The organism is Olleya sp. ITB9 (genome assembly GCF_001315805.1).
GTDB lineage: Bacteria > Bacteroidota > Bacteroidia > Flavobacteriales > Flavobacteriaceae > Olleya > Olleya sediminilitoris.
Window position 1 is genome coordinate 1 of the sequence record NZ_BCBW01000032.1, and the last position, 22,281, is coordinate 22,281.

Annotated in this window: 19 protein-coding genes; 3 read left to right on the top strand and 16 right to left on the bottom strand. The window is 30.1% G+C overall.

Translation table 11 applies throughout. The features are described from left to right. Nucleotides 1–50 precede the first annotated feature (50 nt). From ITB9_RS08645 to ITB9_RS08660, 4 genes are all read right to left on the bottom strand, one after another. Nucleotides 51–887 carry a pseudouridine synthase gene (locus ITB9_RS08645; protein WP_054851902.1) on the bottom strand — a complete coding sequence of 279 codons (837 nt, stop codon included), beginning with the start codon at nt 885–887 and terminating at the stop codon, nt 51–53. 70 nt (nt 888–957) lie between these two features. Next, nucleotides 958–1,878, bottom strand: coding sequence for a geranylgeranylglycerol-phosphate geranylgeranyltransferase (locus tag ITB9_RS08650; RefSeq protein ID WP_054851903.1), 921 nt, complete (start codon nt 1,876–1,878; stop codon nt 958–960). An 18-nt stretch (nt 1,879–1,896) separates the two neighbouring features. Then, on the bottom strand, nt 1,897–2,826 hold the full coding sequence (locus ITB9_RS08655; RefSeq protein WP_054851904.1) for a mevalonate kinase: 930 nt from the start codon (nt 2,824–2,826) through the stop codon (nt 1,897–1,899). A 28-nt stretch (nt 2,827–2,854) separates the two neighbouring features. Then, on the bottom strand, nt 2,855–3,937 hold the full coding sequence (locus ITB9_RS08660; RefSeq protein ID WP_054851905.1) for a diphosphomevalonate/mevalonate 3,5-bisphosphate decarboxylase family protein: 1,083 nt from the start codon (nt 3,935–3,937) through the stop codon (nt 2,855–2,857). A gap of 201 nt (nt 3,938–4,138) precedes the next feature. On the opposite strand from ITB9_RS08660, the gene ITB9_RS08665 reads away from it, so the two are divergent. Continuing rightward, on the top strand, nt 4,139–4,699 hold the full coding sequence (locus ITB9_RS08665; protein ID WP_028606518.1) for a TetR/AcrR family transcriptional regulator: 561 nt from the start codon (nt 4,139–4,141) through the stop codon (nt 4,697–4,699). Here ITB9_RS08665 and ITB9_RS08670 read toward each other — a convergent pair. The 3 genes from ITB9_RS08670 to ITB9_RS08680 are packed head-to-tail and all read right to left on the bottom strand — an operon-like array spanning nt 4,696 to nt 7,127. Next, on the bottom strand, nt 4,696–5,229 hold the full coding sequence (locus ITB9_RS08670) for a DUF1697 domain-containing protein (RefSeq protein WP_054851906.1): 534 nt from the start codon (nt 5,227–5,229) through the stop codon (nt 4,696–4,698). The genes ITB9_RS08665 and ITB9_RS08670 overlap by 4 nt on opposite strands. A 3-nt stretch (nt 5,230–5,232) precedes the next feature. Further along, the gene (locus ITB9_RS08675; protein ID WP_054851907.1) at nt 5,233–6,444 is read right to left on the bottom strand and encodes an NAD(P)/FAD-dependent oxidoreductase; all 1,212 of its coding nucleotides are present in this window, start codon (nt 6,442–6,444) and stop codon (nt 5,233–5,235) included. After that, nucleotides 6,441–7,127, bottom strand: a complete 687-nt coding sequence (locus ITB9_RS08680) for a glycerophosphodiester phosphodiesterase family protein (protein WP_054851908.1) — start codon at nt 7,125–7,127, stop codon at nt 6,441–6,443. Before ITB9_RS08680 ends, ITB9_RS08675 begins: the two co-directional genes overlap by 4 nt. Before the next feature lie 86 nt (nt 7,128–7,213). Between ITB9_RS08680 and ITB9_RS08685 the strand changes: the two genes are divergently transcribed. Beyond that, on the top strand, nt 7,214–8,020 hold the full coding sequence (locus ITB9_RS08685) for an SdiA-regulated domain-containing protein (RefSeq protein WP_082396132.1): 807 nt from the start codon (nt 7,214–7,216) through the stop codon (nt 8,018–8,020). On the opposite strand, the gene ITB9_RS08690 is transcribed toward ITB9_RS08685, so the two are convergent. Both ITB9_RS08690 and ITB9_RS08695 read right to left on the bottom strand, forming a co-directional pair. Then, nucleotides 8,015–9,298: a DUF2254 domain-containing protein gene (locus ITB9_RS08690; RefSeq protein ID WP_054851909.1), complete on the bottom strand. Its 1,284-nt coding sequence runs from the start codon at nt 9,296–9,298 to the stop codon at nt 8,015–8,017. The two genes, ITB9_RS08685 and ITB9_RS08690, sit on opposite strands and share 6 nt — an antisense overlap. A 10-nt stretch (nt 9,299–9,308) precedes the next feature. Beyond that, entirely contained in the window at nt 9,309–13,019 is a 3,711-nt protein-coding gene (locus tag ITB9_RS08695; RefSeq protein WP_054851910.1) for a metallophosphoesterase, read from the bottom strand. A 55-nt stretch (nt 13,020–13,074) separates the two neighbouring features. Here ITB9_RS08695 and ITB9_RS08700 point away from each other — a divergent pair, with 55 nt between their 5' ends. Then, nucleotides 13,075–14,340 carry a Pycsar system effector family protein gene (locus ITB9_RS08700; protein ID WP_054851911.1) on the top strand — a complete coding sequence of 422 codons (1,266 nt, stop codon included), beginning with the start codon at nt 13,075–13,077 and terminating at the stop codon, nt 14,338–14,340. Here ITB9_RS08700 and ITB9_RS08705 read toward each other — a convergent pair. The 7 genes from ITB9_RS08705 to ITB9_RS08735 form a co-directional block, all read right to left on the bottom strand. Beyond that, nucleotides 14,337–16,718 (bottom strand): GAF domain-containing protein, encoded by a 2,382-nt coding sequence (locus ITB9_RS08705; RefSeq protein WP_054851912.1) that lies wholly within the window; start codon nt 16,716–16,718, stop codon nt 14,337–14,339. The genes ITB9_RS08700 and ITB9_RS08705 overlap by 4 nt on opposite strands. Before the next feature lie 361 nt (nt 16,719–17,079). Continuing rightward, entirely contained in the window at nt 17,080–17,403 is a 324-nt protein-coding gene (locus tag ITB9_RS08710; protein ID WP_054851913.1) for a hypothetical protein, read from the bottom strand. Between the two features lie 149 nt (nt 17,404–17,552). Then, nucleotides 17,553–18,329: an RMD1 family protein gene (locus tag ITB9_RS08715; protein WP_054851914.1), complete on the bottom strand. Its 777-nt coding sequence runs from the start codon at nt 18,327–18,329 to the stop codon at nt 17,553–17,555. A gap of 2 nt (nt 18,330–18,331) precedes the next feature. After that, nucleotides 18,332–18,655 carry a hypothetical protein gene (locus tag ITB9_RS08720; RefSeq protein ID WP_054851915.1) on the bottom strand — a complete coding sequence of 108 codons (324 nt, stop codon included), beginning with the start codon at nt 18,653–18,655 and terminating at the stop codon, nt 18,332–18,334. A gap of 12 nt (nt 18,656–18,667) precedes the next feature. Next, nucleotides 18,668–19,642: a deoxyhypusine synthase family protein gene (locus ITB9_RS08725; RefSeq protein WP_054851916.1), complete on the bottom strand. Its 975-nt coding sequence runs from the start codon at nt 19,640–19,642 to the stop codon at nt 18,668–18,670. Next, on the bottom strand, nt 19,632–20,570 hold the full coding sequence (gene speB, locus ITB9_RS08730; RefSeq protein WP_054851917.1) for an agmatinase: 939 nt from the start codon (nt 20,568–20,570) through the stop codon (nt 19,632–19,634). Before speB ends, ITB9_RS08725 begins: the two co-directional genes overlap by 11 nt. Beyond that, entirely contained in the window at nt 20,560–21,957 is a 1,398-nt protein-coding gene (locus tag ITB9_RS08735; protein ID WP_054851918.1) for an arginine decarboxylase, read from the bottom strand. Before ITB9_RS08735 ends, speB begins: the two co-directional genes overlap by 11 nt. Nucleotides 21,958–22,281: the final 324 nt, after the last annotated feature.

The following is a 22,281-nucleotide window of genomic DNA, read 5'->3' on the forward strand; positions in this document are numbered from 1 at the left end:
CTTTAAAACAAAGAATAAAATATAAAACTAAAAACGTAGNGCTCTTTTTTTTACATCATTTTTAAAGTATTTACTTCTTGTTGAGATAATATTTTCCAATTACCTCTAGGAATATCTTTTTTGGTTAAATGCGCAATTTGAACACAATCTATACGAACCAATTCATATTTAAAATGCTCAAAAATGGTATGTAAAATTGTATTACCAGTATTTTTTATTTTAACACCAATTTCGTTTTTAGTATTATTAACAAAATCAATTTCTTCAACACTAATTTGCTTTCCTTCAATTTTAAAACCTTCTCTAATTGTTTTTAAATCTTCAAATTTTAAATTTCTATCTAATTCTAAATGAAATAATCTTTCAACTCCTTTATTAGAACTTGTAAATCTGCTAACTACTTTCTCATCATTTGTAAATAATAAAAGTCCTGTAGAGTTTCGTCCCAAACGACCAATTGGCTTTATTCTTGCACTAGTTGCATTAGATACTAAATCCATAACAGTTCGTCCTTTTTGCTCGCTGGTAGTTGTTGCAAAACCTTTAGGCTTGTTTAGTAAAACGTAGGCTTTTTTCTCAGGATTAATACGTGCACCATCATAACGGACTTCGTCATCAAGTTTTACTTTATAACCCATTTCTAAAATCACCTTTCCATTTACAGTCACTAAACCCATTGCAATATGTTGGTCTGCCTCTCTTCTAGAACACATTCCAGAATTGGCAACATATTTATTTAGCCTTATTAAATCAGGATTACTATTAGATTTTGGTGTAGTTTTCTTTTTAACTGGTGCGTTACCTCTAGCATAAGTTTTGCTTTTTGAGTTATCACGTCCTCTACCAGAGGACTTTCCTTTACCATTAGCACCTTGTTGTCTACTCATAATATTTATTTTTTGCAAATCTACAACGAATTTTTCATTATAAATTAAAAACCTTATTAATCGTTAATTATTAAATAAAATTAACTGACATAATACGGTTAATAACTAAATCAACATCAATTAATAAAATACTAAAAACACCTGCTACAATTATAAATTTGAGAATATTATGCAGCCACAAATATTGAGTTTTAGTTGAAAAACTCCAAAGTAAAATTAGATATATGATCAATAGAATTTCACATATAAAAAAATACAAATACATGTAACCAATATCAAATTTTGCGATTAAAAAATAAACAGGAAACAATGTTGCGACAACTAATGCTGTAATTGTTTGTTTTGAGGTAGCCTCACCATATACAATAGGTACAGTTCTATAATTTTGAGTCAGATCTCCTTTTATATTTTCTAAATCTTTAGTTAGTTCTCTAATTGAAATTATTAAAAATAAAAAAGCAGCATGTACTAAAATGACATATTTAAAATTATAATAGTACACGAAAATGACAAAAAACGGAGTTAATGTTAATAACGCTGAAACTAGGTTTCCTATAATTGGTCTTTTTTTAAGTTTATGAGAATAAAACCAAATAGCAAAAATGTAAAATGAAAAAAATAACACAGGCTTAAACGACACATAACTTGCCATAACAACAGCCGAAAAATTAAGAACGAAATAAAATGATAATTTGGTGTTTTGACTTACTAACTTATCCAACATTGTTTTATTGGGTCTATTAATTAAATCTTTTTCAGAGTCGTAAAAATTATTGATAATATAACCTGCTGCAATAATAGCTGCTGTTGCTAGAACTAGCATTAATAAATTAACATCAAACAACACCTTTTTGAGTGGCATATCTGATGCAAAAATATAAATGGAAGCAAGATATTGTGCGATAACTACTATTAAAATATTGTAGCCTCTTACTACAGAAAACATACTAAAAAACTTAAGTAATATATGTTTTTGTTTCCTGTTAAACATTAAAATTTATTGTAGAGTTTAAAAGTTATAAACTACTTCTAATTTATAATCTTTAAGTGCTTGTTCTGCTTTTTTAATATCTTGAGTAAAACCTAACATGTAGCCTCCACCTCCTGAACCGCAAAGTTTAAGGTAGTAATCATTGGTGTCTATTCCTTTTTTCCATAGTTCATGGAATTGAGCAGGAATCATTGGTTTAAAATTGTTAAACACCACTTTAGACAATTGCTTAGTGTTTTTAAACAATGATTTTACATCACCTTTTAAAAAGTCTTCAACGCAAGCATCTGTATGTTTAATAAACTGATTTTTAAGCATTTTTCGGAAACCATCATTTTTCATGTTTTCCATAAAAATACTTACCATTGGTGCTGTCTCTCCAGTAATACCAGAATCTAACAAAAATACTGCACCTTGTCCATCACTACTTTGAGTTGGTATACCTGTAGCTTCGATGTTTTCTTTAGAATTTATTAAAATTGGTAAGCTTAAATAACTGTTTAAAGGATCTAAGCCAGAAGATTTTCCATGGAAAAAAGATTCCATCTCTGCAAAAATCGACTTTAAAGTCAATAATTTTTCTCTAGTTAAGTTTTCTAAAACTGTTATTTTATCTGATGCATATTTATCATAAATAGCAGCAACTAAAGCTCCGCTACTACCAACACCATAACCTTGAGGTATTGACGAGTCAAAATACATACCAGCTTTTACGTCTTGTTGTAAAGATTTAATATCAAAAACCACTAAATTTTGATCCATTTTAGCTAGGTAATCCGCATAAGCCTTTAAGCTTTTATTGGAGTTAACAGCTTCTTCTGAAGGGTTATCTTCAGTCTTTAGTGCACCATTATAAAAATTGTAGGGTATAGACAGTCCTTTAGAGTCTTTGATAATTCCGTACTCACCGAACAATAAAATCTTTGAATAAAATAAAGGACCTTTCATAAGCTATATGATGATTTGATGTATAAAGTTACAATTGTTTTGCACCAAAACCAATTTTATCACAAATATAGTGACCGTTTTGACAATATGCAACTAACTCATCCTGAATGAATTTTAAAATGTCATCAGCATATTGCTCTGGATATAAAACATGTACATTTGCTCCTGCATCTAAAGTAAAACTTATTGGCAGTTTTGTTTCCTCTCTAAAACTCCAAATTTTATTAATTATTTGAAGCGTATTTGGTTTCATTAATATAAAATATGGCATACTAGTCATCATCATTGCGTGAAGGGTTAATGCTTCACTTTCAACCAAGGCTATAAACGCTTCTAAATCTCCAGATTCTAATATTACTTTTATTTTAGATATATTATCTACTGCTTGACCAAAACGCTGACTAGCAAAAGGGTGACCATGCATTAAGTTATGTCCAACAGTACTACTAACTTGTTTTTCGCCTTTATCAACTAATAAAATTGTGTCTTGATAATTTTTAAAATTATCGTGTACTTTATATGGATATTTAACACCAAATAAATCATTACTCCCTTTTATTTCTGGATGGTTTCCCCAAACCACTAAATCCCCTTCTAAACTTCTGCATGCACTACCAGAACCTAATCTAGCTAAAAAAGAGGCTTTTTCAATAAATTCTGTTTCTGACAAACTTGGATTTAACTGTTTCTCTACACTCATCAAACACAAGGCCAAAGCACTCATACCAGAAGCCGAAGATGCTATTCCAGAACTATGAGGAAACGTATTTTTAGTGTTTATTGTAAAATAAAATTGCTTTAAAAATGGTAAATATGCTTCAATACGATTGAAAAACGTTTCGATTTTTGGATGAAATTCAGGCTTAGGTATTTCATCTAAAAAGACTTCAAAAGAAAATACATCGTCTTGGATTTCTTTTTTAACAAAATCTAAAACAGTTATTGTTTTACAATTATCTAGCGTAAAACTAATAGATGGATTCTCAGGAATTTGAGTTTGTTTTTTCCCCCAATATTTAACTAATGCAATATTACTTGGTGAAGACCAAGACACAGAACCTTTATTTATGGTATTGAGATAAATGTTACTAGAAAAGCGTGATAAATCCATTTAAATGCTAAATTTTTACAAAGATAGCTTTAAAAATTAAACTATTTTAGTAATTTTGCGTACCGAATGAACATTCAATACGTTACTCCCTTAACAAACAACGTATTAGTGTCTTCAAAATGAATAACAAGTTAACTGATAGGTAAAATAGTCCCCTTAAACTTTGCATCACTGCGTTTTACCTTTAAAAACGTCTACTATATGGACAAAAAACAACGCATAATTATCACTATGTTAGAACTAGTGGTAAAACAAGGTGTACACGCTACTCCCATGTCTCAAGTTGCTAAAGAAGCAAACGTAGCTGTAGGTACAATTTATCATTATTTTGAAAACAAAAACCAAATCATTGAAGAAATTTACATGATGATTGTTAAAGATTATGGTGTAGTACTGATTGCGAATTTACCCGAAGGTGATTTTAAAAAACAGTACAAAACCATGTGGTTAAACCTATACAATTACTTTGTAGGCAACCCTTTGGCATACAAATTTATAGAGTATGTTGCTGTGCCACCTATTATCTCTAAAGAAATTGTAAAGCAATCTATACCTTACATTTCAAATATTAGAGATATATTTTTAGATGGAATAAAAAACAAACATTTAAGAGATGTGCCTGTTAAATTAATGTTACAAATGACTTTTGGAGATGTTGTGTCTGCTGTTAGACTTAAAATAAAGGAAGAATTAGAAATGACTAATAATCATATTGATTTGGCTCTTGAAATGTCTTGGGACTCTATTAAACACAAGGGTTAACCTTCTGACAAACTAATCATTTTTACCAGTGTTTTATAGTTTCTGGTAGTAGCTGTAAGTTTTATTTTTTTCTCGAAAAAATTATTATTTGCTTTTGCATGACCGTATCCTGTACTTGAATACAAGTAAATACAGTCTTTAATAGCTTCAAATTTTTCGTTTGGAAAACTAAATGTATTAATTAAATTATTTTGGGTTTCAGTTATATCATTAAATAACAATGCAAAATAACTTGATTCTTTTTCTGTTTGATTAAATGGACATTTTGATAATAAGTTTGAAATGTCCTCAGGCGATTTAATTAAAACAGGAATAGAAAATTGAAAATTTTCTGTTATAGCATTTTCGATTTTCAAAGTCAATTTTTGGATGTCGGTTTGATAAGTTTTAAACACAACATTACCAGTTTGGATGTAGGTTTTCACGTCTTTTAATCCTATATCTGACAATAATGTACGTAATTCTTGCATTGGTATTTTATTATGTCCACCAACATTTATACCTCTTAAAAAAGCCAAGTAAGTAATCATGATTTATGCATTTATATGTTTAGCAACTATATAACCACTAGTCCAAGCATTTTGAAAATTAAAACCTCCTGTAACAGCATCAACATTTATGATTTCGCCTGCAAAATACAAGTTATCGTATAATTTACTTTGGTAAGTTTTAAAATTAACTTCCTTTAAGTCTATGCCTCCTGCTGTTACAAATTCTTCTTTAAACGTACTTTTACCATCCACAGTAAAAACAGCTTGTGTTAATTGATTTGCCAAGGCTTCTAACTGATACTTGTTTAAATCTGCCCAACGGGTTTGCTCTATAATATCTGAGGCTAAAACCAAAGTTTGCCATAAACGTTTTGGTATATCAAATTGTGTTGCTTTAAGTACAGTTTTTTTGGACAACTCTTGTTTAATTGTTTTTAATTGAGATAAAACCGAATCAAAATCCTGATTAACAAAATTGATTTCTATTTTAAACTTATAATCTCTTTTTGCCAATTCTAAAGCTCCAAAAGCAGATAATTTTAAAATAGAAGGTGCACTCATTCCCCAATGTGTTATTAATAAAGGACCGTAAGATTCTAAATTAGTATCAACAACTTTTACATTTACATTTTGTGCAACAACACCAGGAATATCATTAATTCTTTTATCTTTAATATTAAAAGTAAATAATGATGGTACTGGAGTGACAATATTATGTTTTAATTGTTTTAAAAACGTCCATATTTTAGGATTACTACCTGTAGCAACCACTAGTTTTTCAGATAAAAATGTATCCGTTTTAGTTTCTGTAATCCAAGAAGAATGGTCTTGTTTAAAACTAATTACAGATTGATTGGTCAACACATCCACATTATGTTTTTTAGCTTCATTTAAAAAACAATCAATTATGGTTTGCGAGTTATTGCTAATTGGAAAAATACGTCCATCATCTTCAATTTTTAGTGACACACCTCTACTTTCAAACCATTCCATAGTATCTCCAGTCATAAACGTATGAAAAGGACCCAATAATTCTTTTTCCCCTCTTGGATAATATTGGGTTAATTCCTGAGGTATAAACTCGGCATGAGTAACATTACAACGTCCTCCTCCAGAAATTTTAACTTTACCAAGTACGTCTTTACCACGTTCTAGAATTGCAATTTTTAATTCAGGATATAACTCTGCACTATTAATTGCAGCAAAAAAACCTGCTGCTCCACCACCTATTACTATTACATCATACTGTTTCATAATCTATCCGGAAAATCACTAATTATAGCATCTACTTGATAACTTTTTATTCTTTTAATCGCTTGTTTTGTATTGACTGTCCAAGCATTTACTAACAATCCCTCTTCCTTAGCTTTTTGTACATTATTTTTACTTAATAGTGAAAAACTCGGATGAATAGCTTTTGCATTAATGGTTTTGGCAAATACTATAGCTTGATTGACACTTGCTTTTGTTAAAACACCTAACGGAATATTTGAATCATAATTAAACACATCCACTAGTTCGTTTTGCTGAAAACTACTAACCAAAATATTGTCTAATGACCATTTTTTATCATTAACCAATTCTTGAATAATGTTACAAGTCGGTATTGCTGTACCTTCGCCTTTAAGCTCAATATTTATTAATAATTTATTATCAATTAACTGTAAAACCTCTCTTAAAGTCGGTATAGTATATTGATCTTCCACTTGTAAATTTTGCAATTGGCTTAGTGTTTTTTTACCAATTTCTCCAGTACCATTTGTAAGTCTATCTAAAGTAAAATCATGAAACACTACCAACTCTCCCGTTTTACAAACATGCACATCAATCTCGATACCATCAACATTAAAATCCATAGCTTTTTGTATGGATTGTAACGTGTTTTCGGTAACGTGACCTTTAGCGCCTCGATGTCCAATTTTTAAAAATGCACTCATTAAATTTATTAATATTTTAAGATTTCAAACTTCCGTATGGCTTACTATATGCTTACATTTAAGTAAATTTTAAAACATCACAATTTATGACTTTTCCGTTAAAACCAATAGCTGTTTTAGCATTACTTTTTATGTCATGTAACACAGGTAAATTAACTGTTGTAGGGTCTATTGATAGTGACCTACAAGAAGCTTCTGCAGCACAATTAGTTAATACCTCAGACCTATTATGGACTATTGAGGATGCTGGAAACAAAAATAATGTCTATGGTATGGATCTAAAAGGTGATATTATTAGAGATATTGATATTAGCAATATTAAAAACCATGACTGGGAAGATTTAGCAAGTGATACTGATGGTAATTTATATATTGGTGATTTTGGAAACAACTCCAGAAAACGCAAACAGTTTTTTATTTATAAAATTGAAAACATTGCCAATATAGATGATAAAACAAATGCTAAAACCATAAACTTCACGCTTCCAAAAAACATCAAGTCTGAAGATTTTGAAGCGTTTTTTTTATGGAACGATAGTTTTTATGTTTTTAGTAAAGAAAACAAAAAGACTATGGTGATTAAAATACCAAATCAAATAGGTAGTCATGAAGCAACTTACCTTACTGAATACAAATTAAAAGGAAAAGACACACGTGTGACTTCAGCAGATATAAGTCCTGATGGCAAAACAGTAGTTTTATTAAATCACGATCGTATATGGACTTTAACTAATTTTAAAAACGACGCTTTTTTTGATGGTACTGTCCAAAAGATAGATTTAAAACATGATAGTCAAAAGGAAGGTGTGTGTTTTAAAAACAATAGTACAATTTACATCACTGATGAGGATTCTGGTAAAGAGGACAATAATATTTATAGCTTAAAACTATAATTTAAACACTTTCATTTTATTAGAAATCACCTCTAGATCATTGGGATTACTGATGTTATTTTCAACATCAAAATATAATGCGTTTATTTCATTTATAATAACATCTTTATAATTTGAAGCATTATCTAGCTTAGTAAATAAATGCGTATATAAATCTATTAGCTTGCCTATTATGATAACATCGTGTTTTGCATAAGTCCTTATTGGAGTCAACACCAAATAAAGCAATTCTTGGAAAGAAATAGTATTAATTTTCACCAAAGCCTCCTTATCTTCAAATAGTAGACTGGTTTCGTTTTTTTGCAATCTAATTTCGAATAAATTAGTCAAATAATCAATTGCGATAGACGCTGTTCCTGGATCATTAATACCTGGAGACATTGCTTTTACTGCAATTTCTGTTAACTGTTTAAAACCTAACACGTAATTATCATCAATAACTTCTTCTTTTGAAAAATGAAAATAGGATGTTAAGGTTTCAATTTGTTCTTCATTTAGTTCTGATTCACTTTTAAAAAGAGGTTTGTCACTATAAATATACTGTCCTTTAACTGCTAGAACATGAAACTTATTGTTGTTTTGATTAGCAAATTCGCCGAAAGGCTCGAGCATAATATCTTGTAAAAAACCAGTGTTTTTAGAATTAAAAGTTGACCAATTTTCTGTATTTGGGAAATTATTTTTTTTGTTTTTTTCAGAATGTATTAACTGCTCTAATCTATTTTTAGCATCTTTAAAAAGACGATGCATAATATTGTGTACTTGGATTTCTTGAGAAATAGAGTGAATAAAATAAATAAAAGCTGCCAAACAAAAAACCATAAAAACAATAGCTAATAACACTGAAAAACCAGGTAATTGGTTAGTATCTGCATCTGGTTTAATGGCTACCATTGTAAAAATACAAAACAGCAATGTAGCATTGTAAATACCTAAAATCTTTTGGTGCCTTTTATTAGAAATTAATCCAGGTAATACTCTAGGCGAAAAGTTACTTGAAGCTTGGTTTAACAATATCATTACCATTGAAAAACTAAATACCATAATAGATATTAGTCCTGCAATAAAGGTGGTTAATATATTAAATGCTGTTTCTGTATTATTGATAACTAGAAAAGGAATATTGTCTTTTAAATAAGACGATATTCCTTTGTTTTCTGCATAGTACATAAAAAAAGCAAATAACATTCCAGCCAAACTATAAAGTGTTGGGTAAAACGCTATTTTACTTTCTATTTTATTAAAATATTCTAATCCATTGACTATTATTTTTTTCATGCAACTGGGTTTAAAAATTTAAACCAAACCCAAAAGAGAAACGCAATCCTTCTTCGCTGTTAAAAAAGTTGAATGTACCAGAAACACTATCTGCTGCTGTCACCCAAAATCCTAGACCATAATCGTTATGCCATATTTTAGACTCACCTTGCTTTGTCCAAACACGACCTACATCACCACCAAGAAAAACACCCAATTGCAATGGTAAGGTTTTAGTTTTAAACTGATTAAAACTATATCTAACATCTGCACTACCTGTTAAACTGTTTTGACCTGTAAAACGTTGTAACCTGTAACCTCTTAACCCATTATTACCACCAATATTAGCAGCTTGATAAAAGATTAAGTCATCACCAAAACGCAATTGAGAACGCACGTCTGTTTTAAGCACTAGCTTACGATTGGTTGATAATGCATTGTAAAACCCTAATTTCGAATTTATAAATCCATAAGTATATTTAGTGTCTTTAACTTCGGTTTTGGCTCCAACATCAATACCTAAAGTCATACCTCTTGTTGGGTTGGCACCATTGTCAAAACTTTTATAATTAAAATTACCTTCTAAACCAGCAAACAAACGTCTGCTGTAAAAATCATCATTTGTTGCTGCTGGTTGAACTGTTTCTATAAAACGGTCAGGAGTTTCACCAATTTCAATAGCTTCAGTTAGAAGTTTAACACCGTAATCTGATCCAAAATCACCTTTTTTTAGAATACCTACACTTGCTGCATAAATACTTGTTTTTATACGGTTGTAATCCAAATCTAAATCGTCATCATTATTAACGGTTTGGTTACCGTAACCAAAAAAGTTATTGGTGAAATTCTCACTAGTTAATTGTCCAGCAACATGTAGATTCCAATCTCCAAAAAGATTTGCAAACTCACCATTATAATTTAAACTAAAACCATCTGTTGCAAAAAAGTATCCACTTTTAAAACGGTGTTGTTGCGAGTAAGGGTTACGAGAAAATCCTTTAACGGTATAATTAAAACCAACTCCTACTTTAAATCCATCATCTGGATTATAGCCTAAGCTTGGTGTAATAACACTAGTTTTAACAATGTTTTTTTGAAAGTCAAATAAGTTATTATTGTAAATATCTGTAAAGTTGATTTTAGCTCCTTTGTTTTTTGTGATTGTATTAGGTTTAGATTTATGATCATAAATACGCACACGCCTTCCGTTATTAATAATGTATTCATCGTTATTTTGACCTCCAATAATTCTAGTAAAAATCAAGTTACTAGCTTTACCTGAAACTTCAATAATATCATCATCATCTAAAGCATAAATCCATAGCTCTTTAGTAATATCTTTATCAAAAGTCCTATCTACAATTACATCTGCTTTGTCTCCATCTTTAATTCTAGAAATTACGACTTGTGTTTTATTATCTGCAATACGGTTAACTTCAATATAATCGTCCTTATCTGTTCCTGTTAAAATAACCAACTCGTTTAAATAATCAGAATAACGTGTTGCAATATCTTGTAGATTTGCACGTCTGCCTTTTAAAAACTCTTTAATTTGTTGTAAGGACTGGTCTTGAGCCTCTGTTGGAACTTTACTAAATGCTTTTTCAATAACCTGATCTGTAATATTGTCTTGTAAGTATTGCGCTTGTTTTAACCAGACTGCTTTATCAGAATTTTGGATTAACACTTTGTCTAATTTTATTCCTGCACTGTTCATCCATTTGATGTCTTTCAACTCTTCGTCATATACTTGTAATTGTTTTGTTGATCCAGAAATAAAACGCATAATATCTAATATTGCTCCATCAAAATTAGAAAACACCTGATCTCTATCTCTAGGAATTGGTCGGTACAATTTATCTCCATTTTCTTGATTAAATTGAGCCCATCTCCATTGATCTTGATGCCTATCCCAATCTCCTAAAAGCATATCAAACAAACGTGCTCTAATAAAAGCGTTTTCGTCTATTTTATATTTTTCGTCTGTACGTATTTTTTTGATGATGTCGTGTGTACTTTCAATATCGTCTGCGTATCCAAAATTTTTCTCGTCAGTGTAGTTATCTTCAGGACGCTCTTCAATTAAATACAATTCGCCTCCATAATTACGATTATAATCTTTTAAATATTTATGTTTAGGGATATAATATAATTTTGGATTGGTATGATACACGTCTGCTGCATGTGATAAATCAGGCACAACTGCAAATGCATATGGATGCGCTGCTGTGTAAAAATCTAGTATTAAATCTTCGACTTTAGTCTTATCAAAATCATCTTCTAAATAGGTTTCTTTAAATAAAACCGTTTGCAAATACTGAGTTGCACTTTTACGTAAAGCTCTCATATTTAATTGACGACCGTCTTTAGTTTGCAATCTTAAAGACCTTGTTTGATGTCCTCCTCCTTCTCTAACAATTTCTAACCCACCATAAAGTGTATCTAAAGTCGCTACAGGCACATTAACTTTTTGACTATATAATGCTCTATATTTTTCACCAAAAAGCGCTTGATACACTCCTGTTTTACTAGTTTCTTCTTCTGTATAAATAGAGGCATTGGTTGTTGTCTCAAAACTATCAGGTAAAGTAGAAATATCATACTCAGCTTCACGCTTATCAAATACTTGTTTAGTATACAACAGCTTAGCTTGCTGATTGTCTTCGCCATAAAAACTGACATAACTACTACCATCTTTATAGATGTTTAACACTGCAAAACCTTGTCCACCATAGGTAAACAATCCATTATGACTTAATGAGGCTGCACTTGATTTAGCTCCAGAACCAGAAACGATTTGTTTTATTCCTTCGTTTTCTATGTATTGCAAACTATGCTCGTGTCCAGATGCAAAAATGATGTTTTGATACTCTAATGCTAAGGTACTAATACGATTCATCATTTTATTATAACGCTCGTTATAACGATCTTGGATGGATACTCCACCTTGTGTTCTAACCTGAGTTAAAAGTGATGCAATTATAGGTAATGGTAATTTACTTTGAAAAGGATACAAATGTTTATCAGGACTATAAAATCCACCATGAGACCCATTTGTATACATAGGATGATGCATTGCTACAATAACCGTCTTATTTTGTGCTTTTTTAAACTCGCCTTCCAATTCTAATAAAAAACGCTCTCTTGTTTTAATTTCACATTCATCATTTATAGTTGGATGTTTATTCCAATTTTCTAGATACCATTGTGTATCAATAATGATTAATTCTATTTGATCACTAACCTCCACAACTTCTAATGGACAACCATTTTCTGGTTGAAAAGTATTTTTACCTAAAGCTTTTTCTATATATTTTTCTTGGTCTTTTAAACCATGTAATCCGTTTGCATACCAATCATGATTACCAGGAATAAATAATACGTTACCATCAAATCCTTCAACAGAATTTACTTGAGCTTGAATGTGATTTTTAGCGTCTTCATAGTTTTCATTATCCTTAGTTGGTAATCCAGCAGGATATATATTATCTCCTAAAAAAACAGTGTAATCTCCTTTAGTATTCTTGTCTTTAATAAAGTTTTTATAAGCTGTTAAACCATCAGAAAACCCATCTTTAGGAGATTTTCCAGCGTCACCAACTAAGTAAAAAGTTTTATGAATTTCTTTATTTGGCAATTGTGTTTTTGTATCAGTTTCATGTTTATATTGTGCTTCAAAACTGGCGCAATTGGTTAATAAGAAGGCTAAAATAAACGTTAGAAATATGTTATTTTTTGTCATTAAAGGTTGATAGTTTTATTTTTTTAGTACTTTGGATAAGATTTACTGCACATATATGTCAAAACTTATAGAAAAAACCGAAGCTTTTGTTTTTGAACTCCTTAAAAATGAGTTACCTAACACTATAGTTTATCACAACCATACACATACTTTACGAGTATTTAAAAGTACGAAAGAAATTATAGAAAACTCTAAAATTGATGTTAATGATGCGCAAATACTTCAATTAGCAGCATTGTTACATGACGTTGGATATACACAAACAAGAGAAGGTCATGAAGCTGTAAGTGCGAAAATTGCAAGAGAATTTTTGACGACTCAAAATGTAGACGAACCTACAATTAAAGCTGTAGAAGATTGTATTTTAGCAACCGAGTTTGACTCTGAACCAACTACAGAATTAGAAAAAGTATTACGCGATGCTGACTCGTCTCATTTTGGAAAAAAATACTTTCCTGAAGCTAGTGAGTTTTTAAGAAAAGAACTTGAAATTGCAGGAATAGCAAACTATACACCTAGTGAATGGTTAAATGAAAATATAAAAGTATTATCTAAAAAACATAAATTTTACACTGATTACGCTTTAAAAAATTGGCAATCTAGAAAAGAAAAAAACTTAGCCAAACTAATTAAATCTAAAAAGAAACAGAAGTCAAAAATAAAAAACGAAGAGCTTAAGGCTAAATACAAAGCGCAGTACAAAAACGAAAGTCCTGAACGTGCTATACAATCGTTTTACAGAACAGCATTAAAAAACCACATCAAACTAAGTGATATTGCTGATACTAAAGCCAATATATTATTATCGGTAAATGCCATTATTATATCTGTAGTATTAGCTAATTTAATATCAAAATTAGACACTAACCCTTATTTAACTTGGCCAACAGTTATTTTTACATTATTTAGTGTTATCTCAATGGTAATGTCCATAATTGCCACACGACCAAACGTGACTAGTGGTCAGTTTACAAAGGAAGACGTTAAAAATAAAAAAGTAAATTTAACCTTTTTTGGTAATTTCCATAAAATGAAATTAGATGAGTTTGAATGGGCTATTAATGAAATGATAAGTGACAAAGATTACATTTATCAATCTTTAACTAAAGATTTATACTTTTTAGGTATTGTTTTAGAGCGCAAATACAGATTATTAAGAATAACTTACACTGTATTTATGATTGGTATTATTATCTCATTAATTGCATTTGGTATTGCAGTAAAAAACAATCCAGGTGTAAATATTCAGGATGTTTTAAACACTACATCTCAAATCAAACAACTAATACCAAATGCCTTTAATTTATTTTATATAGCTTAAGATTTAATAGTGTTCATTAAGTCATCGTAGGTATAAAACTGTTTTGTATTAGTTTCATCTTGATACAAGATATTAACTCGTATTGCTTTTAAACCAGTGACACCTTGAAGGTCTTCCAACTCTAAAATTTCGACCTCATCACCTAATTTATGCTTAGATTGTAAAAATCTAACATATTTTAAGTATTCATACTCGTCCTCTTGTTGAGAATATACAATTGCCAATTTACCCTTTGCGGTAATACGCTCATCGGTACCTTTAATATTAGCTTTGTCTACACGTTTTTTTACAACCTCATATCTTGCATTGTAAGTTCCGTCAACATCAAAATGCTTTTCGTCTGTTCTAAATCTAATAGATAAAGGTTGATTAAATACCAATATCATTGAAGCAACATCTAATGCAATTGGATATTTGTGTTGCTTGTTATAAAAAGCAGTTTCCATATCTATCATAACTTGCATTTGCCACAATCTAAGGTTATACAAATACAATTCGTTAAACGAATCTTCTTTAGTTATAGACTCTCCAATGTACATATTATGCTCTACTCCATCGGTTTTGAAACGTTCAAAAAAGTGAGGATACATAGCTTGCGCTTCAACCTGCTTTTTATCTAATAAAGTAGACATGTTTTTATTAATCAAACTTATGGTATCATCATAATTTTTACGATAGTAATAAATCACTTCCAAATTAGTATCCACTTTACTAAAGTAATCTTCAATATCTTCTGTTATTGACGACTTTGTTTTAAGTTGAAATCTAAAAAGTGGCTCAATTTCATGTTTGAAAAAATGTGTTACTTTTTGCTCACTATCCACCTTAAAACTATCTTTTAAAGTGACTTGATATGATTTAATCTGAAATAATAATTGTTCAAAAATTGGAAGTCTTTCGTTTAAAATGGCTTTTTCAACAATTTTTTCAACTAAAGTTAATTGTAATGCTAAGTCTTTTTGAGTTGCACTATTTCTAGCTTCAGAAGACCCTTTAACATCTATTTGACCAAACAATGGATAAACCTCATCAAAACTAATTTTATTAAATGATGGGTTTTCATTTCCATTATATTGCTCTTGCATAAATTGACGTGCAGCACTTTCAAATTTCCATTTTACACTTGGATGTATTGATGTACATTCACGCTGGATGATTGCTTGAATTAAGTTTTCTTCATCTAACTTAGAGCGTTTAACAGCAGACAAAATAAAAGGCATCACACCTAGTAACTTATTAGCATTAATACTATTTAATGCTTTAGGTGTTTTGGACACTAACTCTAAAACTGCTAATAACTCTCCTTCTTCTGCAATTGGAGCAAAAATAGCACTTTTAAAACCTTGTTCTTTTAAGACTTTAATTTGTGGAGATTGTCCTTCCGATTTTTTAAAACTTTTATCAACATCAGATATTGCAAAATTAGCTTTGCTTTTTAAAATCTTATCATAACTGTAATGACAAAATAGATTTTCGCATTTAAATTGCTCTTTTGCTTTAAGTAAAAAGCTATTAATACTAGAATCATGCACCTTCATTAAGGTGTTTTCTTCTTTATTAAAAATAGAAAAACCAACTTCTAAATCTGTAACAGCAAGTAAAGAACGGAAGACTTTTTGGAAGTCTGCCATAAAACTTTTGTCTTGACGCTTATTGTTACCTATTAAAGTAGTTTTTATATTAGAAATAGACTGATCGTCTGTAACATCAAATATGTTAGAAATTACAAATCCTTTTGAAATGTAACTGTTTGGAGGAAATTTTTCTTTCCAAAGATCTATATTTTCAAAATTATCTAATAACTCATCAAAATCGTTTTGAGTTAATTTAGGCGCAGCTTCTGTTGGAATAATTTCCATAAAATCTGCATTATAAGTAATTCTATAAATTCTTAAAATTCCATTTTCATCAGGAATTTCATAATACAATGGTCTTTTAAAGTTGGTATTGAAATTATAACAAAAACTCATGATAATGGTACAACTTAAAATATACCAATCGTTTTCTGGCATATTTTTTATGACCAACTCAAAGTCTGGACCAGCAGTTTTTATTATATTTTCAAATCGCTTTGTGGCATTAAAAATAAAATTGTGATACGGTACACTTGCTGTTTTAATTTCGTTTAGTGTCAAAACTTCACTAAACGAATCTTGTAATAAAATTTGAATAGCTTCTTTGTGTTGCTCTAATACTGAAATTTTACTAAAACCATCTTTTAACTCTGGATGATCTTCTTGAAGTTTTAATATACGACGTGCCTTGGCAGCAGTAAATGGATCATCACTATTTACTAATGCTTCATATCGTTGGATTAATTTATTAAAACTAATCTGCAACGAAAAAGGTAAATTTATATTGTCGTTTAAGTCAATCATTGTATTATAAAAATTACGCAAAGATACGTATTATTGTGATTAGTCGTAAAGTTTTTAATAAGCTGACACCTTATAAAACCTAATAATATTAGAACTTACCACTACAATGAATTTACTAATAAAAATTGAAATTTTGAGTTAAAAAAAACAAAAAAGAGAACCTAAACGTAGATTTAAATGCATTTTAACCAATTAAAATTATTATAATACTACTTTTTTTTAATTAAAAAATAAATAAGTCACCTTTTTCTTTTTGTTTTAAAGACAGATTATCTTAAATAAATTAGAATTATTTTAATGGTATAAAACAAAACAATCGGAATAGATTCCGATTGTTTTTTAATGCTAGCGAGTAAAAAAATTAGTCTATCAACTCTAACGCTGTGATTGTATATATTTCTATCTCTACTTCGTTACCTTCAGTGTCTTCACTCATTTCTTGAAGCACCTCATAGGTTACTTCAAATTTGCTTCCAACAAATTCTTCTGAGTCCAAGTCAAAAGCTTCTAAAGCTTCATCAGACAAATATTGAAACGTCATTGACCTGTCGGTTTCATTTATATGAAACACATAATCATATTCTACAACTCCTTTGTAAACACCTGTTACAGTCATAGTATTATTAGAGACAAATGAGGTTAAGCTTAAAAAAGCTATTGCTATGATAATTAATTTTGCTTTCATTTTAAATTTAAATAGTATTTAATTGCTGATGTTTTTTGTTTTTGGAAGTTTGCCACCTCAAGTCCAAAATTGCTTTTAGTATTAAAATCTGTTTTAATACGCGTGGTTATTGTTTTTTGCAGTTTATAAGTTAGATATAAGAATTTAGTTTACAAAATTTTAGCAATAAACATATCAAACACTTCTATGACAATTAAAATAATAATGATCCACTCTAGTTTACTACTTTCCTTATGGTCCATTATATCTTTAAAAAGCTCTAGATTTTCTTTAATAATTTCTATTCGGTCTCTAATTAATCTATACCTATCTTTTAAATCAAATATGGCTTTTAAATCTTGATTAAGCTGATTTAATTGTTGATTTTCCCAAGTGATGTTGGGCGAATCAAATATGTATAAATTTTCAGAAATTCGGTTTTTAATGTTTAATGTTCTACCAATAAAACGTTTTAATTTATTACCAGATATATCAAGCTTTCCTTTTTGCTCTAAATACAAGGTGTGTTTATTGGTTTGTTCTAATAAATCATATGTAATTTCAGAATAACGATCTAAAGCTACACTTTGTGACACGTTAAGCATGACTAATCTTATAGTCTCGTCATTAAGCTCTGGCAATTGAATATGATTATAATCTACTTTTAGACTATTTGGTTTAATAATAACATTAACTTCTTCTGATAATTTTTCTGACAAGTAATTATTTGAAAAAGGTTTGATACGATCTAAAGCTTGCTTAATAGATTGCTCTGTCATATTAAAAAAGCTTACAATACCATACTGAAAAATGTATACAAATGCATTATCGTCGCATTTGTAATACAGCTCATCACTATCATTAAACAACAACTGCCAAGACAGTTGTTGTTTACATTGTTTAATATTGATAGTGCTGGCTACCTGATAGGCAACTACTGTATACATGTTTAATAATCGTGATCTTGCTCTTCGCTTGATTTTACCTCTGGATCTTGTATTGCATCAGGATCGTCCTCTTCAAAATTTTCATAATCATCTTCATCGTAATCCTCCATAGTTTTCACCAATTTGGTGCTAACTTTTACTAAATATTTTGTGTCGTCAGTAGTGACTTCTACAGCTTCAACTAGTTCATTTTTAGCATTTTTAAATTCGATTATATGATCGTCATCATAACCATATGGATATTTGTCTACTAACAATTTCAGTATTTCTGGTGTTAGCTTTTTAAAATCAACAATAACGCGTTTTAAATGGTCTGTTTTTTTCATTTTTAAAAGTAATTATAAGCCTAAAATGTAGGCGAAAATTAATGGAGCTACAATTGTTGCATCACTTTCTACAATAAACTTAGGTGTGTCTATATCTAGTTTTCCCCAAGTTATTTTTTCGTTTGGCACAGCTCCAGAATATGATCCGTAACTTGTTGTTGAGTCACTTATTTGACAAAAGTAGCTCCAAAACGGAGTTTCGGTACGTTCCATATCTTGATACAGCATTGGCACTACACAAATTGGAAAATCTCCTGCAATACCACCTCCTATTTGAAAAAATCCAATTCCGTTTTGAGAATTATCTGTGTACCAATCTGCTAAAAATGTCATGTATTCTATACCTGACTTCATTGTACTTGCTTTAAGCTCTCCTTTTAAAACATAGCTTGCAAAAATATTACCCATTGTACTGTCTTCCCAACCAGGACAAACTATTGGTAAGTTTTTTTCTGCAGCAGCATACATCCAAGAATCTTTTAAATCAATCTCATAATACTCTTCTAAAACACCTGACAATAACATCTTATACATATACTCATGTGGTAAGTAACGCTCACCTTTGGCTTCTGCGTCTTTCCATATTTTTTCAATATGATGTTGTAAACGTCTAAAGGCTTCGTGCTCTGGAATACAAGTATCTGTCACACGGTTTAAACCTTTTTCTAGTAAATCCCACTCTTCTTGAGGTGTTAAATCGCGATAATTTGGAACACGCTTGTAGTGAGAATGCGCTACCAAATTCATGATATCTTCTTCTAAATTTGCTCCAGTACAAGAAATTATATGTACTTTATCTTGTCTTATCATTTCAGCAAAACTTTTACCAAGTTCAGCAGTACTCATAGCTCCTGCTAAGGATACTAACATTTTTGCACCATTGTCTAATTGGGTTTCATAACCTTTAGCTGCATCTACCAAAGCTGCTGCATTAAAGTGTAAATAATGGTGTTGTATAAATTGAGAAATTGGGCCTTTAGTATTCATCATCTTCGTTAAATTTAGAAGTGTTATTTTTTTGTGTATTGCTGTCGTATGTGTTGTCGTAATCGTCTTCTGCGTCTTGATTTAAAAACTTATAACTTAACATTTTGTAATATAATTTTGCTGCTAAAAAGTCTGAAGACTTGTCTGTTTTGTTAGGACACAATTCCACTATATCAAAACCTACGACGTTTTTTTCTTCAAAAACTTGTTTTAAAAATTCTAATGTTTCATACCATAATAATCCACCTGGTTCTGGTGTACCTGTACTTGGCATTATTGAAGGATCAAAAGCGTCTAAATCTATTGTTATAAATACATTGTCTGTCATTTGGTCGACTGCACTATCAATCCAAGTGTCATCCATAGCCATGTCATGCGCAAAGTATGTTTTGTCTTGATCCATGACTGTTTTTTCAATTGCATCCATAGATCGGATTCCAACCTGAATTAAGTTAGTATTTTGACTAGCTTCATACAAAGCACATGCGTGATTACATGTAGACCCTTCATACTGTTTACGTAAATCTGCATGTGCATCCAACTGTAAAACGGTTAGACTTGGGTACATTTCATTAAAAGCACGTATGGTACCAATAGATACAGAGTGCTCACCTCCAAAAATAGTTACAAACTTATTTTTTTTGATGTACTTTTTAGTCGCTTGATGTACTGCGTCTACCATCGCTTCTGGAGAGCTATTTTCGGTTACTGCATTAGCTAAATACACACCTTGATTATATACTTCAGTATCTGTTTCGATATCGTAAAGCTCCATATTTTCAGAAGCATCCAAAAATGCTTCAGGACCTTTATCTGCTCCTTTTTGCCATGTACTTGTACCATCATAAGGCACAGGTATTAATACAATTTTAGCTTTTTCTAGTTTAGCTAATTCTTCTGGAATACCAGCATACGTTTTAGTTTGCATAACCTAAAATTTTAAGTAAGTCTTCACTTTTTTGTTGTTCTGAAAAAATTGTTTTTGTGATGTTTCCATCTTTATCTCTATCTATTAATATGTGTTTTGGAGATGGTATTAAACAGTGTTGCAAACCTCCAAAACCACCTATTGTTTCTTGATAGGCTCCTGTGTTAAAAAAACCTATGTATAAGGGTTTGTCTTTATTATATTTTGGTAAATAAATAGCATTCATGTGTTGCTCACTATTATAATAATCGTCACTATCGCAAGTTAATCCACCAAGCAAAACACGCTCATAAGAATCGTTCCAACGGTTAATTGGTAACATCACAAAACGCTTGTTAATAGCCCAAGTATCTGGTAAAGTTGTTATAAAAGATGAATTTATCATATTCCATTTTTCACGATCGTTTTGTTGTTTTTGGTATAATACTTTATAGATTGCTCCACCACTTTCTCCAACTGTAAAGCTTCCAAACTCAGTAAAAATATTTGGTACACCTACACCTTCCTCTTCACAAGTCTGTTTGATTTGATTAATAATTTCATCTATCATATACTCGTAATCAAACTCAAAAGCCAACGAGTTTTTAATAGGGAAACCTCCTCCAATATTTAAACTATCTAAACTTGGACAAATCTTTTTTAAACTTGTATATACTTTAAGACATTTTAAAAGCTCGTTCCAATAATAGGCATTGTCTCTAATACCTGTATTGATAAAAAAGTGAAGCATTTTAAGCTCGACTTTTGTATTATTCTTAATTTGATTTTTATAAAACGGAAGGATATTTTTATAACCTATACCTAATCTTGAGGTATAAAATTCAAATTTAGGTTCTTCCTCTGATGCTATTCTAATACCTACTTTAAAGTTGCCTTCTATTTCTTCTGATAGTAAATCTATCTCTTCATAATTATCAATAATAGGAATACAGTTTTTTTGCCCATTATTAATTAATCTTGCAATGTTTGTTACATATTGCTCGCGTTTAAAGCCATTACTTATAACAAAAGTTTCATTAGTAATTTTACCTTCTTTTTTTAGGTTTTCGACTATATCAATGTCAAAAGCAGAGGAGGTTTCTATATGTATATCGTTTTTTAAAGCTTCGTTTAAAACATGTTTAAAATGCGAGCTTTTTGTACAATAACAGTAGTTATAATTACCTTTATAATCATGCTTTTTTATAGCATTATTAAACCAAGTTTTAGCGCGTTGTATATTGTTAGAAATTTGTGGCAAATAGGTGAATTTTAAAGGTGCACCATACTCTTCCACCAAATCCATTAAATCTATATCATGAAATTGAAGCGTCTTATCCTCTAACTTAAATTCTGGTTGAGGAAAATCAAAAGTTTGACTTATTAAGTCTATGTATTTAGTATTCATTGTTGTTTTGAAACATTAAAATTAAAATTGAAATCGTGTTATTAAAGGTTTCTTTTAGAATTAAAAAGAAATTTAAACAGTCCGTCAAATCTGAATTTTAAGGTCACAAGTAGGCACAAAGCCAAATTGATGCTGACTAGCATATATAGAAGTAAAAGCGGAAGTTAGCTTTAAAATTCGGTTGCTTAATCTGTAAGCTGCTTTTGAATATGACTTCCTAATTTCCAAAAGCCCGAACATAGAAACAGAGTTCAAAGTGTTCAGCTATTATGGCTACAAATGAAATACTTTTTTTTGAATAAAAAACTTTTTTACAAAAAAAAT